The organism is Fructilactobacillus ixorae (assembly GCF_024029915.1).
Classification (GTDB): Bacteria; Bacillota; Bacilli; order Lactobacillales; family Lactobacillaceae; genus Fructilactobacillus; species Fructilactobacillus ixorae.
Genome location: NZ_CP097478.1, coordinates 66,111 through 81,170, shown reverse-complemented (window position 1 = coordinate 81,170; position 15,060 = coordinate 66,111). Strand labels below are relative to the sequence as shown.

Genomic DNA, 15,060 nt, shown 5'->3' with positions numbered 1-15,060 from the left:
CGCATAAAAAACAAGCTCTCCCACAAGATTAGCCAACCATCTAATTCTATGTGGGGGAGCTTTTTTAACGCTCTTTTTAAATTTAGATAGTAAAAAATGATATCAAATATTTCAAATATAATTATTGACAATAAAATCACAAAAACCTATACATTAACTCCATATCTATTAGAATTCATAAAATCTAAAAAGTGAATTTTAGTATTATAAAAATTGGGCATAAATCCTTGAAAACAAATAATAATAGAAAGTAAGATAACTAAAAAAACATTAGTGCTTGAAGGTTTTACAACGCTAAAAATTTTAGCTAAAATCGATAGACTTTGTTTAATCATGAATTTCTCCTAAAGTTAACCCACAAAAAAGGACGCTACTCAAGTAGCGTCCTTTTCGTTAGTTTAATTTACTTTTTACCAGTAGTTGTGAGTGCTCCGGAAAGCAACGGCGTTTGCAACTGAACCGTAACGACTGATTGCGTATTGACGAGCAACCCGTTCTTGGTTAGCTGGTGAGTAGTCACCGTTCAAGTATGCTGAAGACAATTGGTATTTACCAATGTATTGACCATTCCGAGCCGCGTATGAACCACCAGATTCAACGGCAGCGATGGAGTCTAAGGAACCATCGTTTTCAACCGCAGCACTGTTACTTGCTTGTGAAGCAGCAACTGGAGCCTGCGTTGGTGCTGGTTGGGCAGCTACGGCTGGCTTTGCAGCTGGCTGAGCTGGAGTTTGCGCTTGAACTGGTTGCGCAACTGGGGCTTCAGTCTTAGCTGGGGCTTGTGCTTGAACCGGTTGCGCAGCTGGAGTTTCAGTTTGAGCAGCTGGTTGAGCAGTTGCTTGTTTAACTTCGTAGTGAGGTTGAGCAGCTGGGGCTTGCGGAGCAGCCACTTGAACGTCACCATTGTCACCGATTACAAACGTTTCACCAACGTAAATCCGGTTAATGTCTTGGATCTGGTTAGCTTCCTTTAAACTTTGAACCGTTACGTTGTAGTCTTGGGCGATTTGTGAAAGCGTGTCTCCAGCTTTAACCGTTACGTTCGTAGAAGCGTCAGCGTTGTTAGCACCGGCAAACAAAACACCAGCGGAAACAGCGGTAATGGCAGCAGCAGTTTTTAGTCCTTTAAATTTCATTGAGTAAATCTCTCCTTAATTAAATAAATAATTATCAACATTAAGTTACGAATTCTTGAGTTCCGTTAAGTGATTACTGAATCAGTTAACGGTACCTATACTAACGGCTCATTGTTACAGTGATGTTACAGCCGGTTTAAAAAAGCAGCTACTTTTGTAATGCTGTAACATTCATAACACATTCTGTAATTACGAAACCTACGTTAAATTCCTGCAACCCCGCTCTCATCCAGTCAAACCACTAGTTTACAGCCCGGTACCTCGGTTCATCTTAGATTACAGTTATCATAAACCCAGCGCCTGGTAGGGCAATTTCGTAATTGCTTGCGTTGTTACCGGTGGTGCAACAGTGTAATTAAACCAACCCGTCGCGGTTTCATCCCCCTACACGTTATCCTAGGTTTCCCAGTTAGAGATTGCCAGCCTGGTCGTGGACCCGTTACCGATAACAGTCATTTCAATGAAGCAATGTCTTCAAAGGCACGCAGCTAAATTACATAAATCACTTCGTCCTGCCACCAGACCAGGTGTTGTGTTTGCATAAGCCATCCTTTCGCAAGCTTTCTTCTATATTAGCTAGCTAATCTTATAACCACTCTTGCCTGCTACTATTCTTCCTCGATCTTTGTTCTCTTGGAGACACATTCACCGGTAATTTTGGCCTTTAAGATAGCGGTTTCATTTAGAGTGGGCGGGGAAACAAACCCCTTTCATTCTAGGTAAATATGGGTTATTCTTGGTTATGTATCTAACCAATTTTTGAAGGAGTGAATGTTATGGCAACTGGAACACCAACTCGAGCATTATTCATGCTGTTCGGTGGGACTGGTGACCTAGCATTGCGAAAGTTGTACCCTGCCATTTTTAATCTTTACAAAAAGGGCAGTTTAAGTAACGACCACTTCGCTTTGATAGGTCTCTCCCGAAAAGAACTAACCGATGATGAATTTCGGGCTAAGATTATCGAGTCAGTTTCAAGTGAAGCTGACCAACCCGAACAAGCACAAGCATTTGCTAGTCACTTTTACTGGAAATCTCATGACGTAACTAACAACGATCACTATTCCGAATTAAGCGATTTAGCTGACCAACTAGAGGCAAAATACGCTACTGAAGGAAACCGGATCTTCTACGTATCAATGGCTCCCCGGTTCTTTGGAATCGTTGCTCAAAGTCTACATGACCAAGGAGTCCTCTCAACCAACGGGGGCTTCAACCGCTTAGTCATTGAAAAACCATTTGGTCGGGACTATGCTTCCGCCAAAGAACTAAATGATGCCCTTACCAGTGCCTTTAACGAAAATCAAATTTACCGGATTGACCACTACCTCGGGAAGGAAACGACCCAAGCCATTCCCGTGCTTCGGTTTGGGAATCCGATGTTAGAAGCCGTTTGGAATCACGAATACATTAAAGACGTGCAAGTAACCCTCGCCGAAAAGCTTGGTGTGGAAGATCGTGCCGGCTATTATGACACGGCGGGTGCCCTGCGGGATATGATTCAAAACCATACCCTCCAAATTGTGAGTTATCTAGCGATGGATCAACCAAACTCCTTTGTGGATACGGAGATTCGACGGGAAAAGGTGAAGGCCTTAGAAAGCATGGAAATCTACGATGCCGAAGGCGTTAAACAAAACTTTGTCCGGGGTCAGTATGGCGCTGGTCCAGCCTCCGTTCCCTATCGTGAAGAACCAGGGGTGCCTAGTGACTCTAACAACGATACTTACGCAGCTGGTAAGATTGTTTTCAACAACCACCGCTGGGGTGACACACCGTTCTACATTCGTTCTGGAAAGAAGTTAGCTGACAAGCAAGGCCGGATTGACATCGAGTTCAAAAAGCCGCTGGTGGACATCTTTGCCAAGGGCACTAAGCAACCAGCAGAGTTACAAGGCAACGTGTTGTCCTTCTACATCGATCCTAAAATCGGCGTAACGCTGAGTGTTAACACCAAGGATTCGGAACAGGGCCTCCACACGGAAACCATTGACCTTAATTACCTGCAAGGTGCCGACCGGGCCGCTCAAGTCCCACTTCCATATGAACGTCTCTTCCATGACATTTTAACTGGCGACGGAACGTACTTCGCTAGTTGGCCAGAAGTTGCTGCTGCTTGGAAGTTTGTGGATCCCGTTCAAAAACTCTGGGATCAAGAACCCGGTGACTTTCCCAACTATGAGTCGGGCTCAATGGGTCCACAGGCTGCTGATGACCTGCTCGCTCGCGACGGAAACCAGTGGTATTGGCCTCACAACGTTCACTAATAAAGCGGTTTCAAAATATAATGAAAACCATTTCACAAATGTAATTTCTAATGATAAACTATGATTGTAGGATTTTACAAAACTGATATCCAAAAAGGAAGGTATATTATGGCTGACAAGAAAGCAAACATCGGAGTTGTTGGAATGGCCGTTATGGGTAAGAACCTTGCCCTTAACATCGAAAGCCGCGGTTACACGGTTGCCATCTACAACCGTTCTGCTGCGAAAACAGAAAAAGTAATGGCAGATCACGGTGACAAGAACTTGATTCCTTCATACGACATCAAGGACTTCGTGAACTCCATTGAAGCTCCCCGGACGATTTTATTAATGGTGAAAGCTGGTGTTCCAACCGACGCCGTCATTAACGAAATTCTCCCATTACTTGATAAGGGTGACACGTTAATCGATGGTGGGAACACGAACTTCCACGACACGATTGCCCGGAACAAGGAATTAGCTAAATCGGGAATTAACTTTATCGGAATGGGAGTTTCTGGTGGTGAACTAGGTGCCCTAGAAGGTCCTTCCTTGATGCCTGGTGGTCAAAAAGAAGCTTATGACCGGGTTGCTCCCATCTTGGAAAAAATTGCTGCAAAGGCGAAAGATGGCAAGCCATGTGTGGCTTACATTGGTCCTGATGGTGCTGGTCACTACGTTAAGATGGTCCACAACGGAATCGAATACGGTGATGAAGAGTTAATTGACGAATCATTTAACATCCTAAGAAACGCCGCTGGATACTCCGTTGATGACCTGGCTAAGATCTTCGCCGACTGGAACAAGGGTGAATTGAACAGTTACCTAATCGAAATTACGGCTGACATCTTAACTCGTAAAGACGACTTAGGCGCTGACAAGAGCAAGCCAATCGTTGACATGATTCTCGACCGGGGTGCTAACAAAGGAACTGGTAAGTGGTCTTCAGAGGATGCCTTAGATGAAGGTGCTCCACAATCCGTAATTACCGAATCAGTTTACGCCCGCTTCGTTTCAATGTTGAAAGACGAACGGATGGCCGCTGCCAAGGTATTACACGGACCAGCTAACAAACCAGCTTACAACGGTAGTGATATCGTTGAAGACATGCGTCAAGCCCTCTACTTCGGTAAGATTATGAGTTATGCGCAAGGATTTGAACAAATGCGGATGGCTTCTAACAGTCACAACTGGAACTTAAAGTACGGCGAATTAGCCCAAATTTGGCGTGAAGGTTGTATCATCCGGGCTCAATTCTTAGACGAAATTACGAAAGCCTTTGAAAAGACCCCTGACTTGAACAACTTGTTAATGGATCCATTCTTCGGTGACATCGCCAACAAGTACCAAGATGCAGCTCGTCAAATTCTGGCATTCGCAACTGAATACGGAATTCCAGTTCCATCATTGGCCGGTGCTGTTTCCTACTTTGATTCTTACCGGGCTGAAATTCTTCCTGCTAACCTGTTACAAGCTCAACGTGACTACTTCGGTGCTCACACTTACGAACGGGTTGACCGTCCAGGAAGCTTCCACTATCCATGGTACAAAGAACAATAACCATCAGCGCCAAGCTGAAAAAGTTCTTTATCAATTAGTCCTATAAGTAAATAATTTAATAAATGAGTCTTCCTTAGGCGATAGAATCCTTAACGGATTCTATCGCTTTTTGTTTAAGGTTGTATAGGCAATGTTAACAATGTGGACTCTCCCTGCTAAGCCTGCGGGTAATAAGTTTACAGCATTCTTATTCCAGCAATCTCCGCAATTTTTCATCTTAATTTGTAAGCTAGAATTAATGACCCAGCATTTTTACTAACACCATTTACTTTAACAAGTGTGCTTGCTTTCGTAATATCAGCAACGATGATGTTAGGCTCTGCACAACCTAATATCTCTTTGTTTGTTATTTCATTCATGATCATTAACTCCTTCTTGACGGGCGAATCTATCGGTGACGAGCAATATGTTCTTTTTTATTTGCACTAATTATACAAAAAGGGTTCTGACCGCCGTTACTAAGTGACGGTGGTCAGAACCCAAAATTAAACTTTATCCAGTTCTTATGAAACCCCATTTTTTAATAAATGTTTCCTAATTGGGGAAGTATTACTTTTAAAGCACTAATCAGCCTCAATTTAAAATTCCCATTAGGATATTCAAGGTGTGTTAATTAATTAAATCCCACCATTAACAAAAAACATTCATAATCATGATTTAACTTCCGCTAACTTTTAACATCCAAAATGTGCGTGTTCAATTTTAATTGTTTGAAATTCCTCCAACTCCGTGGTGATTGCTAGAAGCTGGTATGCAAATTATGTATTAATTTAGAGGTTTTTGTTGGGATAAGTGGGTTTACCCTGACTACTCTCATTAGTAACAGAATTAGGTGATTTTGGTTCTGTTGAAGTAGTCCCGGGTTCCTGATTAGTTGTGACCGGTGAAACATCAGCATGAACCTTACTTGCATTAGGAGTTCCAAATAACCCAATTCCCAAAGCAACAGTTGAAATTGACGCAAACAGCCAGATTTTACCAGCTTTATACATCTTGTAATGAATTTTGTTTTCCATTTTCTTCCTCCTTATAGGAAATCAAAAATAAAAGTTAGCATACAAATATTATCTATTTGTATATGATAATTATAATACATTTATAAATGAAAACAAATGGTGATAATCATAAAACGACTGTAAAGATTAAATTATTTTATCAGTGGATTCTAAAAGGTGTGATTATCTATATACTGCTTTCGTTTTAAAAATACCGTTTTACGACTAATCCCTAAGGTTCTTGCGATTTCACTGTTGCCAATTCCCTCGCGAAACATCTTTATCATTTCTTTGGCAACCAGTCTGCCCTGCGGATTTTTCGAACGTAAAGAATACTTACTGACGCCACCCTTGTAAACTCCCTTTTTTTTAGCAATTTCAATTCCTTGTCGCTGTCGCTCTCTAATCTTAATTCGTTCCGCTTCAGCCTGATATTTATAAATTTCAATAATCAAATTATTTAACAAGGCCTTTAAATTGGGATCAGAGATTCCATCAAATGATGGCAAGGAAAGTACTTTAAACACTGCTTGTTTTTCGCGGATTTGATTCATCACGATTGTAATATCATTATTATTTCTACCTAACCGATCTAAGTCGAGGACAACTACTTCATCTCCAACGTGGATGGTATCCAATAATTCCATTAACTTGGGACGTGCTAAATCTTTTCCCGATATTTTTTCTTGATAAATGTATTCACATCCATTTTGCCGTAAAGCTTTAATTTGGCGACTTAAATTTTGACTATTTGAGCTAACTCGTGCATAACCAAATTTCATCTTTTACTCCTAAAATTTAATTGTTATCCATCCTATTTTCCCAAAGTAGAAAGTATCACTAAATGGGGCCTTAAGACCTATTCTAAAGTATATCACCATGCTTCCCTTTATTACGTTAATAATGGGAAATCTGGGTAAACCCACTTATCCCACTTCTAATCAAAGTCAAGCAAATCAAGAAACTAGCAAACCCAGCGTAACTACAACTGATGCTTATCAATCGTCAACCGCGCAACCAGTGTCAACAACGATTGCAAATAAGTCAGTTAATCCCCAGACTCCTAGTGAGCCAAGCTTTGCAACCGAACCTACGTCAACCACAACAAGCACTTCTGCCACTGAAGTAGCAAATAATAATGAAAAGAATGCCACTTCACAAACAACTCAATCAACGACTTCATTTTCAATGAATAGTACCAATCAGCTAGAAAGTACTGCTAATTCACAAGAAATTAATTCTGAAACACCAAATTCGAATCAAATTTCAATGAACCAGGTAAAAGTAACGCAGCCTGAACAAAATGCAACCACAAATCAACCACAAGTTGCTAATATCACTACTAATTTAGCAGCGAATGCCCCTACGCCGGCTGCAATCCAAACCGGAACGTGGGGAACGGCTCAATATACCTACGATGATGCTACAAAAACGCTAACTCTTTTAGGCGGTGGTCAAATTGCCACCGGAGATCGTGCTACTAAAACTAGTACCATCCCCTTTAAAGATGTTCAACACATTATTTTCAACGGAAAAGTAGGCATTACCAAAGAACCTAATAGTATTGGTGTTGCCTCATATGTTTTTGCAGGGTTAAAAAATCTAGAAGATATTACTAATATTAGTAACCTGGATGTTTCAGATGTAACCAATATGACGGGCATGTTTGCTGATGATACTGCTTTAAAGACTTTAGACTTGTCAGGCTGGGATGTTTCTAAAGTTGGGACCGATTTAGATTCCTGGCGCGGAGCATTTGGAGCAATGTTTGCTAACTGTAGTTCATTAACTAGCGTTAACTTTGCCGGTTGGAATACTGCTAATGCTACGTACTTTAACAACATGTTTGATGGTGCAACTAGTCTAACTCATTTAGATATTTCCATGTTTAACACTAGAAAAACTGATTTCTCCAATAATGGGATGACTAATATGTTTAATAACATGCCTAATCTTTGGGAAATCAAACTTGGAGCAGATACCATTCTCTCCTCCGATGCCGGACTTGTAAATCCAACTACTGGGCAAACGATTCCTGGCACCACTAAGAAAGTCGCTGGTCCTAGTTGGCAATTAGTTGGCACTGGCTCAGAATTAAATCCACAGGGGGCCTGGATTCCGGCCGAGGGATTATTAGATGGCCAACCGCATCCATATGAATATGTTTGGGCTCAAACCGTTAACACGCATGTTATCTATGTTGATAACGATAATAATAATGTCCAGGTCGGAACGACCAATGACCTTGGTTATCTCGATTTAGGAACTGATATCACCAATCAAATTAAAACCGGAATTCCAAGTGGCTATGAACTAACCAATCCCAACTTGATTTACAAAATTGGTGAAGGTTCCCCCATTGATAGTAACGGAAATCAGCTTTTCACTATCGGATTAAAACACATCATTAAAACCATTACCCCCGATAATCCGGGTGTTCCCGGGCAACCAATTGATCCTAGTGATCCTAATAGTCCGAAATGGCCCGAAAAAACCACTGCCGAAGATTTGAAAACGGAAAGTACCATTACCGTTCATTACAAGTATGCAGATGGTCGCCAAGCGGCTCCAGATGCTACTCGAACGGTACACTTTACCCGGACGGCTACGGTAGATGCGGTTACTGGACAAGTTACCTATGGTGACTGGACCCCAGTTGAAAGCACTAACGTGACCGTTGATTCCCCAGCAATCTCTGGCTACACGCCGGATCAAGGTCAGATTTCCGTAACGGCCACGGCTGGACAAAACAATGACCAAACGGTTACTTACCAAGCCAACGACGTCAAAGCAACCGTAAAGGTCATTGACGACACAACTGGTCAAACCATTGAAACTCACCCGCTTACGGGTAAAACTGGGGAGCAATTAACTAACCCAGTTGACCTGCAGGCTTTGAAAAACAAGGGTTATGTGATTGGCAATAACAACGTGCCAACGACCTTCGGCCCTGATGCGGAACAAACTTATGAAATTCACGTAACCCATGATTTAGTTACAGGAACGCCAGACAAGCCTGGAAACCCGGGTCAACCCATTGATCCAAACAATCCTGACGGACCCAAATGGCCCGAAAAGACTGCTGCTGAAGACTTAGAGTCGGAAAGTACGATTACCGTTCATTACAAATATGACGATGGTCGTCAAGCTGCCCCAGATTCTACCCGAACGGTTAAATTCACTCGGACAGTTACAGTTGACATGGTAACTGGTCAAGTAACCTACAGTGATTGGACCCCCGTCGATAGTCCTGACGTTACAATTGCTTCGCCGACGATTGATGGTTACACACCGGATCAAGCCCAGGTTTCCATGACTGCCACGCTCGGCCAAAACCGTGACCAAACAGTCACCTACACCCAGAACCCCTTGATTGTACAACCAATCGATAAGAATGGGACCCCCGTAGGACCTGCTTACCCAACGGATCCGAAGCATCCCGAGGCTCCAACGATTCCGGGCTACACGTTTAATCACTTTGAAACCAAGGATGGTAAGACATTTGCCGTTTACACCAAGGACGACACCCCGGTCACCAAAGATGATCAAATTACCATTCAACCAATCGATGAACAGGGGAATCCAGTAGGACCCGCTTACCCAACGGATCCGAAGCATCCCCAAGCCCCAACGATTCCAGGCTACCAGTTCATAGAATTTCAAACTAAAGCGGGGCAGACCTTCGCCGTGTACGCCAAGGTTGCCTCACAACCAACAAAAGCCGCTCAACCGCAAACGCAGTTACCGCAAACGGGACAAAGCCAAAATCACTTCCTTGGCTTCCTTGGAATGCTACTAACGACCCTAGCTGGACTCTTCGGGTTCGGTAAGTTACAGAAACGCCAGTAACATCATCACCCCAAAAGGGCCTCGTAATTACTTACGAGGCCCTTTTTTCGTTACCATCACATGTATCCAATCCGTCTGCTGGACGCTCTGCATGGTTAAAGGTCATTGCTTTAGTAATAAATTTCAACATTTTTAGTTTTATGTCACAATCCATCACACGAGCCCTTGGTAAATGGTAAAATTAATCGTATAACGTCAAACTGTACAAAATTTTACTACTAATCAAAGGAGCATCATTATGCCAGAACAAAATGATCGTAAGTTGCATCGGGGCCTAAAAAACCGCCACATTCAACTGATTGCCCTCGGAGGGACGATTGGGACGGGACTCTTCTTAGGGTCCGGAGAATCGATTAGTTTAACTGGACCGTCCATCCTCTTGGCCTACGCAATTACTGGAGTTATTTGTTTCTTCATCATGCGGGCGCTTGGAACCCTACTGCTCTCAAACCTAGAAGCGAATTCCTTCATTGAACCCATCGCCCATTTTCTCGGCACCACCACGGGCTTTGTGGCTGGGTGGACCTACTGGATGTGTTGGATCATTGGAGCCATCGCAGAGGTTACCGCCGCGGGAATCTACATTAATTTTTGGTTCCCTGGGATTCCCTCGTGGTTTACAGGATTAGTCATCCTCGGGATCATTTACGCGCTCAACACGATTAACGTGGCCGCCTACGGGGAAACCGAATTTTGGTTCGCCCTCATCAAGGTGATTGCCATCGTTGCCATCATTATCGTGGGAAGCGTGCTCGTCCTCATTAACTACAAGACTCCCGCTGGGCACGCTTCCCTCTAAAACCTGTACGCACACAAGTTTTTTGGTCACGGGTGGCAGGGCTTTGCCCTCTCCTTTCAAATGGTCGTCTTTTCCCTGACCGGGGTCGAAATGGTCGGAATGACCGCTGGAGAAACCAAGGATCCCGTTCACGTGATTCCCAAGGCAATCGACGCCGTGCCGTTCCGGATCATCTTGTTCTACATTGGAGCCCTGGCTGCCATTATGTGTGTGATTCCTTGGCAAACGATTACTCCAAACCAAAGTCCGTTCGTGGAAGTGTTTAAAAACATTGGAATCAATGGGGCTGCCGGAATCGTGAACTTTGTGGTCTTAACGGCCGCCACCTCCGCTTGTAATTCGTCTATTTACACGACTGGTCGGATGATGTTCAGCTTGACCAACGGGAGTAACGGAAAACTAGCGAAGAAACTGGGCACCCTCTCGAACCGCCGGATTCCGCAAAATGCGATTACCTTCTCCACGTTAGTCGTTGCGGCGGCGACCCTCCTAAACGTCTTCATTCCCAAGGGGGTCTTCGTCTTTATCGCTAGTATTTCCACAACGCTCTTCCTCTTCATGTGGTCCTTAATTATTCTGGCCCAAATGAAATACCGGCGCAAAGTCGATGCCGCTGGTAAGGAAGCTCAACTCACCTTCAAAATGCCGTGGTACCCATTTTCTAGTTACATCGTGTTAATCTTCTTAGTCTTTGTCGCCATTGTCCTGCTCTTCCGGATTAGTTCGTTACTTGCCTTGATTGGCTCCCTAATCTGGATTGGCACGCTGTACGCGGTTAAGTTGCATCGCAATCACCAACAAAAACAACAAGCATAGCAAATAAACAACCACCAATTACATGTAATTGGTGGTTGTTTTAGCTTACCGTTGTGGTTGCGGCGTCCCAAAGTACTTCTTTGCCAACCGTTGTTCCGTTCCATCCCGGTGTAATTCTGCAATTGCCCAATTCAACTTGTGACGGAGCGTCTTATCTTCCTTTCGCACCCCAACCGCCATTTCATCCGGCGGGAAGTTGGTTGAAACAATCTTTAACGGAACCTTCTGATGACTGTGCGCTAGGTAATAACGCGCGTAGTCTTCATCGATTAAAACAGCTCCGAGCCGACCAACTTGAACATCATTGATGGCCTTATCAAAGGTATCATACTGAATCGGGGCCTTCGTTAAGAAGCGTTTTAAATCCTGCGGGTGCGCTTGAAACAGCGTATACCCGGAGGAGCCAGACTGCACGCCAAGCTGCTTTCCACGCAGATCAGCAGGTTGGTTAACCCCTGAATCCGCGCGGGTTAGCAACACCTGACCAGTCCGGTGGTAACCCTTGGTAAAGGCTACGTGTTCCTTTCGTTGGGGCGTCACCGTGTACCCGTTCCAGATTGCATCAATGTGGTGGGTATTTAACTCCGTTTCTTTCATGGACCAGTCAATCACCTGAAAGTCGGGCTTCAAACCGAGTTTTTGACAAGCAGCCTTGGCCATTTCAACGTCATAACCCACTAGGTGGTTATTTTTATCCCGAAAGCCCATCGGGACAAAGGTATCATCAATTCCAATCTTCAGGGTTTTTTCGTGCTGCAAGCTCTGCCAGCTATCCGTCCGGTGGTTAAACCGGTAGTAGGCGCCCCCGAGGAATACCCCGAGAAGCACCAACACCAGGAGATTACCAATGATGAGCTTTTGTTTTGCCTTCATCTCAGGCCCTCCTTTCTAACGGTCAACGTCCGTGCCAAAGTCCAAAACCTGGCCGTTCAAGCTGTGGGCAAAGGGTAAATCGTGAGTCACCACGATCTGGGTCACCCCGCGTTGTTGTAACTTCTGGATCACTTCCGTTACCCGCTTTGTCGAGGCTTCATCAAGCCCGGACGTCGGTTCATCGTAAGCCAACACCCCTGGTTTCATAGCCAGGGCCCGGGCAATCGCAACCCGTTGCTTCTGGCCTCCCGAGAGTTGGAACGGATAGGCGTCCTGCTTACTAGTTAAGTCCAACTCGTCCAGCAATGCTTGGCACTGATCCTGGTACTGCGCCTTCTTTTCCTTTTTAACCACTTTGGGAGCTAGGGTGACGTTCTCAGCGACCGTGTACTGGGGAAACAGGTTGAAGTCCTGAAAGATGACCCCAACGTCTGTACCCTTCCGGTTGGGACTCAGTTCCAGTTGTTTGCCGTTCAAGGTAATGGTCCCGGCATCGGCCGCAATTAACCCGGCTAAAATATTTAAAAAGGTGGTTTTCCCAATTCCAGAAGGTCCCACCACGGTCAGGATGCCCCCGTCTGGAACGGTAATGTTGAGCTTTTGAAAGACCACCTGATCGCCATACGATTTCTTAAGGTTTTTAATCGTTAACATGTGCTTTCCCTCCTACCGATAATAGTTTAGCCGTTTTTCGATGTAGCGCATTGCAATTGTCAAAATGATGGTTAAGCCTAGGTACATTGCCCCAACGAGCAGGTAGGGAACGAGCGTTACATCCCGCGAAACAGCGATGTTTCCGGCCCGCATTAAGTCCCCCAGTCCAATTACGTATACCAAGGAGGTGTCCTTGACCAGGTTAATCACTTCGTTTCCAACCGACGGCATCACCGTCTTAACTACCTGGGGCAGTGTAATGTACCACAGGGTTTGGAGGCGGCTGAATCCGAGTACCTTGGCCCCGGCGTACTGTCCGGCTGGAACGGCTTGCATCCCTCCCCGAAAGATTTCGGCGAAGTAGGCTGCATAGTTCAAAATGAAGGTGAAAACAGCCGCTTCAAACCGGGGCAACGTCACCAGGTTGGCCAAACTCAACCCGTAGTAAACAAACACGATTTGTAATAACAGGGGTGTCCCGCGCATTACCGTGATGTAGCCGTCGATTAGCCACCGGAGCACCTTTAGTGGTGATTTCTGTAAGATCGCAACCACCACCCCGAGTGGTAATGACCCAATTAACGTCAAAGCGAACACGCCCAGCGTCATTTTTAACCCCGCTAGTAAACTGGGTAAAACTTGGTTAATGTAATTCATGATTTCCTCCTTTGATGATTGGATGCTGCCACCAGTCGGCTGGCCATAAAAAAAGTCCCCAAGTTATCAACATTGATAACTTGAGGACGATTCCGACTCGTGTTCCCACCTCTATTTTGGTTAGCATTACTACTAGCCACTCAGGCACCTCACCGCGGTGAGGCACAGCTCGTAACGGAGCAACCCGAGACTTTTCTAGAAAGTTCCTGACGAACACGAGTGTGGTTCACCTAGTTCCAATTATCGCTTCTCAACTCCAGCGCGATTCTCTGTAGATTGAAAGTTAGGTTACTCTTTCGTGCATATCTTTATCGTGTATCTTAAACCCTGTTGATTGTTCGTGTCAACCATTTGTTGCTATTTTCGGGGAACGAAACCTTCGTTATTCTTTCCCGTAGTAATCAGCTGGCACCTGAACTAAATCATGTTCCACCAGTTTTTCGGCAATTTCGACGGTATTTGCAGCCGCTCCCTTGAGCAAGTTATCGGCCACAACCCACAGGTTATAAGCGCCTGGATTTTCGGGATCAGCGCGCACCCGCCCAACGTACGTTTCGGTGTGCCCAGCCGCGTTAATTGGTTGCGGATAAAGTTGTTGGGCTGGATCGTCCTCCAGTACCACGCCTGCGCCCGCTTGTAGTAAGGCTTGCACCTTATGTGCATCCAAGTTAGCGTTATCTTCGACTTCAAAGTAGACCGATTCTCCGTGCCCAATCACGACCGGAACCCGCACACAGGTGGCGTTAACCTTAAGCTTAGGATCGTTCATATCGCCAGCCATGATCTTCTTCGTTTCGTGCACCATCTTCCACTCTTCGTGCGTGGAACCGTCCTCTTCAAACACATCGATTTGGGGCAGCAGGTTAAAGGCTAATGGATAATGGTGTGCTGCGCCCTTGACCGGGAAGATGTTGGCCGTCATTGGTTCTCCATTGAGGTGCTGTTGGGCTTCCTCATCCAACTCTTTAATGGCCATTTGCCCGGCTCCTGAACCAGCTTGATAGGTCGACACAATAATTTGTTTCAACCCCACCGCATCCATAATGGGCTTCAACGCCACCACCATTTGGATGGTTGAACAGTTTGGGTTCGCAATGATGCCCTTGTGTTGTTGGAGCGCTTCCTCATTTACTTCGGGAACCACCAGCGGGACTTCTGGATCCATCCGAAAGGCACTGGTATTATCAACGGCTACGGCTCCACGTTTCACGGCTTCCGGGAGGAATTGCTTGGAAGCTGCTCCCCCAGCGGAGGCCAAGACGATGTCAACGTCGTCAAAGGACTCGGGCGTCGTGGCTTCGACCGTGATATCCTGACCCTTAAATTGTAAGCCGGTTCCGGCCGACCGCGGCGACGCCAATAACTTAACCTGGTTCACGGGAATCGTAGACTGTTCTAATTGCTGAATTAGGCGCGTTCCCACAGCCCCCGTGGCCCCTAAAATTGCTACATTATACTGCTTCATGATGAAAAAA

Annotated in this window: 12 protein-coding genes and 1 pseudogene; 4 read left to right on the top strand and 9 right to left on the bottom strand. The window is 45.0% G+C overall.

Translation table 11 applies throughout. From position 1 onward, the window contains the following. Nucleotides 1-146 precede the first annotated feature (146 nt). Both M8332_RS00360 and M8332_RS00355 read right to left on the bottom strand, forming a co-directional pair. On the bottom strand, nucleotides 147-335 hold the full coding sequence (locus M8332_RS00360; protein WP_252780175.1) for a hypothetical protein: 189 nt from the start codon (nucleotides 333-335) through the stop codon (nucleotides 147-149). Nucleotides 336-410: 75 nt separating this feature from the next. Beyond that, on the bottom strand, nucleotides 411-1,136 hold the full coding sequence (locus tag M8332_RS00355) for a LysM peptidoglycan-binding domain-containing protein (protein WP_252780173.1): 726 nt from the start codon (nucleotides 1,134-1,136) through the stop codon (nucleotides 411-413). A gap of 776 nt (nucleotides 1,137-1,912) precedes the next feature. On the opposite strand from M8332_RS00355, the gene zwf reads away from it, so the two are divergent. Both zwf and gnd read left to right on the top strand, forming a co-directional pair. Continuing rightward, on the top strand, nucleotides 1,913-3,403 hold the full coding sequence (zwf, locus tag M8332_RS00350; protein ID WP_252780172.1) for a glucose-6-phosphate dehydrogenase: 1,491 nt from the start codon (nucleotides 1,913-1,915) through the stop codon (nucleotides 3,401-3,403). 108 nt (nucleotides 3,404-3,511) lie between these two features. Continuing rightward, the gene (gnd, locus tag M8332_RS00345) at nucleotides 3,512-4,942 is read left to right on the top strand and encodes an NADP-dependent phosphogluconate dehydrogenase (protein ID WP_252780171.1); all 1,431 of its coding nucleotides are present in this window, start codon (nucleotides 3,512-3,514) and stop codon (nucleotides 4,940-4,942) included. A gap of 212 nt (nucleotides 4,943-5,154) precedes the next feature. Here gnd and M8332_RS00340 read toward each other — a convergent pair whose 3' ends face one another. The 3 genes from M8332_RS00340 to M8332_RS00330 all read right to left on the bottom strand — a co-directional run bounded on the left by M8332_RS00340 (nucleotide 5,155) and on the right by M8332_RS00330 (nucleotide 6,719). Further along, entirely contained in the window at nucleotides 5,155-5,301 is a 147-nt protein-coding gene (locus tag M8332_RS00340) for a hypothetical protein (protein ID WP_252780170.1), read from the bottom strand. A gap of 411 nt (nucleotides 5,302-5,712) precedes the next feature. Further along, entirely contained in the window at nucleotides 5,713-5,958 is a 246-nt protein-coding gene (locus tag M8332_RS00335; protein WP_252780169.1) for a KxYKxGKxW signal peptide domain-containing protein, read from the bottom strand. 149 nt (nucleotides 5,959-6,107) lie between these two features. Further along, nucleotides 6,108-6,719: a recombinase family protein gene (locus tag M8332_RS00330; protein ID WP_252780168.1), complete on the bottom strand. Its 612-nt coding sequence runs from the start codon at nucleotides 6,717-6,719 to the stop codon at nucleotides 6,108-6,110. Nucleotides 6,720-6,840: 121 nt separating this feature from the next. Between M8332_RS00330 and M8332_RS00325 the strand changes: the two genes are divergently transcribed. After that, entirely contained in the window at nucleotides 6,841-9,786 is a 2,946-nt protein-coding gene (locus M8332_RS00325; protein ID WP_252780167.1) for a mucin-binding protein, read from the top strand. Between the two features lie 238 nt (nucleotides 9,787-10,024). After that, a pseudogene (locus M8332_RS00320) lies at nucleotides 10,025-11,401 on the top strand (amino acid permease). Nucleotides 11,402-11,446: 45 nt separating this feature from the next. Here M8332_RS00320 and M8332_RS00315 read toward each other — a convergent pair. The 4 genes from M8332_RS00315 to M8332_RS00300 all read right to left on the bottom strand — a co-directional run bounded on the left by M8332_RS00315 (nucleotide 11,447) and on the right by M8332_RS00300 (nucleotide 15,050). Then, nucleotides 11,447-12,274, bottom strand: coding sequence for an amino acid ABC transporter substrate-binding protein (locus tag M8332_RS00315; RefSeq protein ID WP_252780166.1), 828 nt, complete (start codon nucleotides 12,272-12,274; stop codon nucleotides 11,447-11,449). 15 nt (nucleotides 12,275-12,289) lie between these two features. After that, nucleotides 12,290-12,928: an amino acid ABC transporter ATP-binding protein gene (locus tag M8332_RS00310; RefSeq protein ID WP_252780165.1), complete on the bottom strand. Its 639-nt coding sequence runs from the start codon at nucleotides 12,926-12,928 to the stop codon at nucleotides 12,290-12,292. Nucleotides 12,929-12,940: 12 nt separating this feature from the next. After that, nucleotides 12,941-13,585: an amino acid ABC transporter permease gene (locus M8332_RS00305; RefSeq protein ID WP_252780163.1), complete on the bottom strand. Its 645-nt coding sequence runs from the start codon at nucleotides 13,583-13,585 to the stop codon at nucleotides 12,941-12,943. A 382-nt stretch (nucleotides 13,586-13,967) separates the two neighbouring features. Next, nucleotides 13,968-15,050 (bottom strand): aspartate-semialdehyde dehydrogenase, encoded by a 1,083-nt coding sequence (locus tag M8332_RS00300; protein WP_252780162.1) that lies wholly within the window; start codon nucleotides 15,048-15,050, stop codon nucleotides 13,968-13,970. Between the last annotated feature and the right edge of the window lie 10 nt (nucleotides 15,051-15,060).

Bases quoted from the DNA above. Each gene is read 5' to 3' on its own strand.
- M8332_RS00335 (WP_252780169.1), bottom strand. From the start codon at position 5,958: ATGGAAAACAAAATTCATTACAAGATGTATAAAGCTGGTAAAATCTGG.
- M8332_RS00355 (WP_252780173.1), bottom strand. From the start codon at position 1,136: ATGAAATTTAAAGGACTAAAAACTGCTGCTGCCATTACCGCTGTTTCC.
- M8332_RS00330 (WP_252780168.1), bottom strand. From the start codon at position 6,719: ATGAAATTTGGTTATGCACGAGTTAGCTCAAATAGTCAAAATTTAAGT.
- M8332_RS00300 (WP_252780162.1), bottom strand. From the start codon at position 15,050: ATGAAGCAGTATAATGTAGCAATTTTAGGGGCCACGGGGGCTGTGGGA.
- M8332_RS00315 (WP_252780166.1), bottom strand. From the start codon at position 12,274: ATGAAGGCAAAACAAAAGCTCATCATTGGTAATCTCCTGGTGTTGGTG.
- gnd (WP_252780171.1), top strand. From the start codon at position 3,512: ATGGCTGACAAGAAAGCAAACATCGGAGTTGTTGGAATGGCCGTTATG.
- M8332_RS00325 (WP_252780167.1), top strand. From the start codon at position 6,841: ATGGGAAATCTGGGTAAACCCACTTATCCCACTTCTAATCAAAGTCAA.
- M8332_RS00360 (WP_252780175.1), bottom strand. From the start codon at position 335: ATGATTAAACAAAGTCTATCGATTTTAGCTAAAATTTTTAGCGTTGTA.
- M8332_RS00340 (WP_252780170.1), bottom strand. From the start codon at position 5,301: ATGAATGAAATAACAAACAAAGAGATATTAGGTTGTGCAGAGCCTAAC.
- M8332_RS00310 (WP_252780165.1), bottom strand. From the start codon at position 12,928: ATGTTAACGATTAAAAACCTTAAGAAATCGTATGGCGATCAGGTGGTC.
- zwf (WP_252780172.1), top strand. From the start codon at position 1,913: ATGGCAACTGGAACACCAACTCGAGCATTATTCATGCTGTTCGGTGGG.
- M8332_RS00305 (WP_252780163.1), bottom strand. From the start codon at position 13,585: ATGAATTACATTAACCAAGTTTTACCCAGTTTACTAGCGGGGTTAAAA.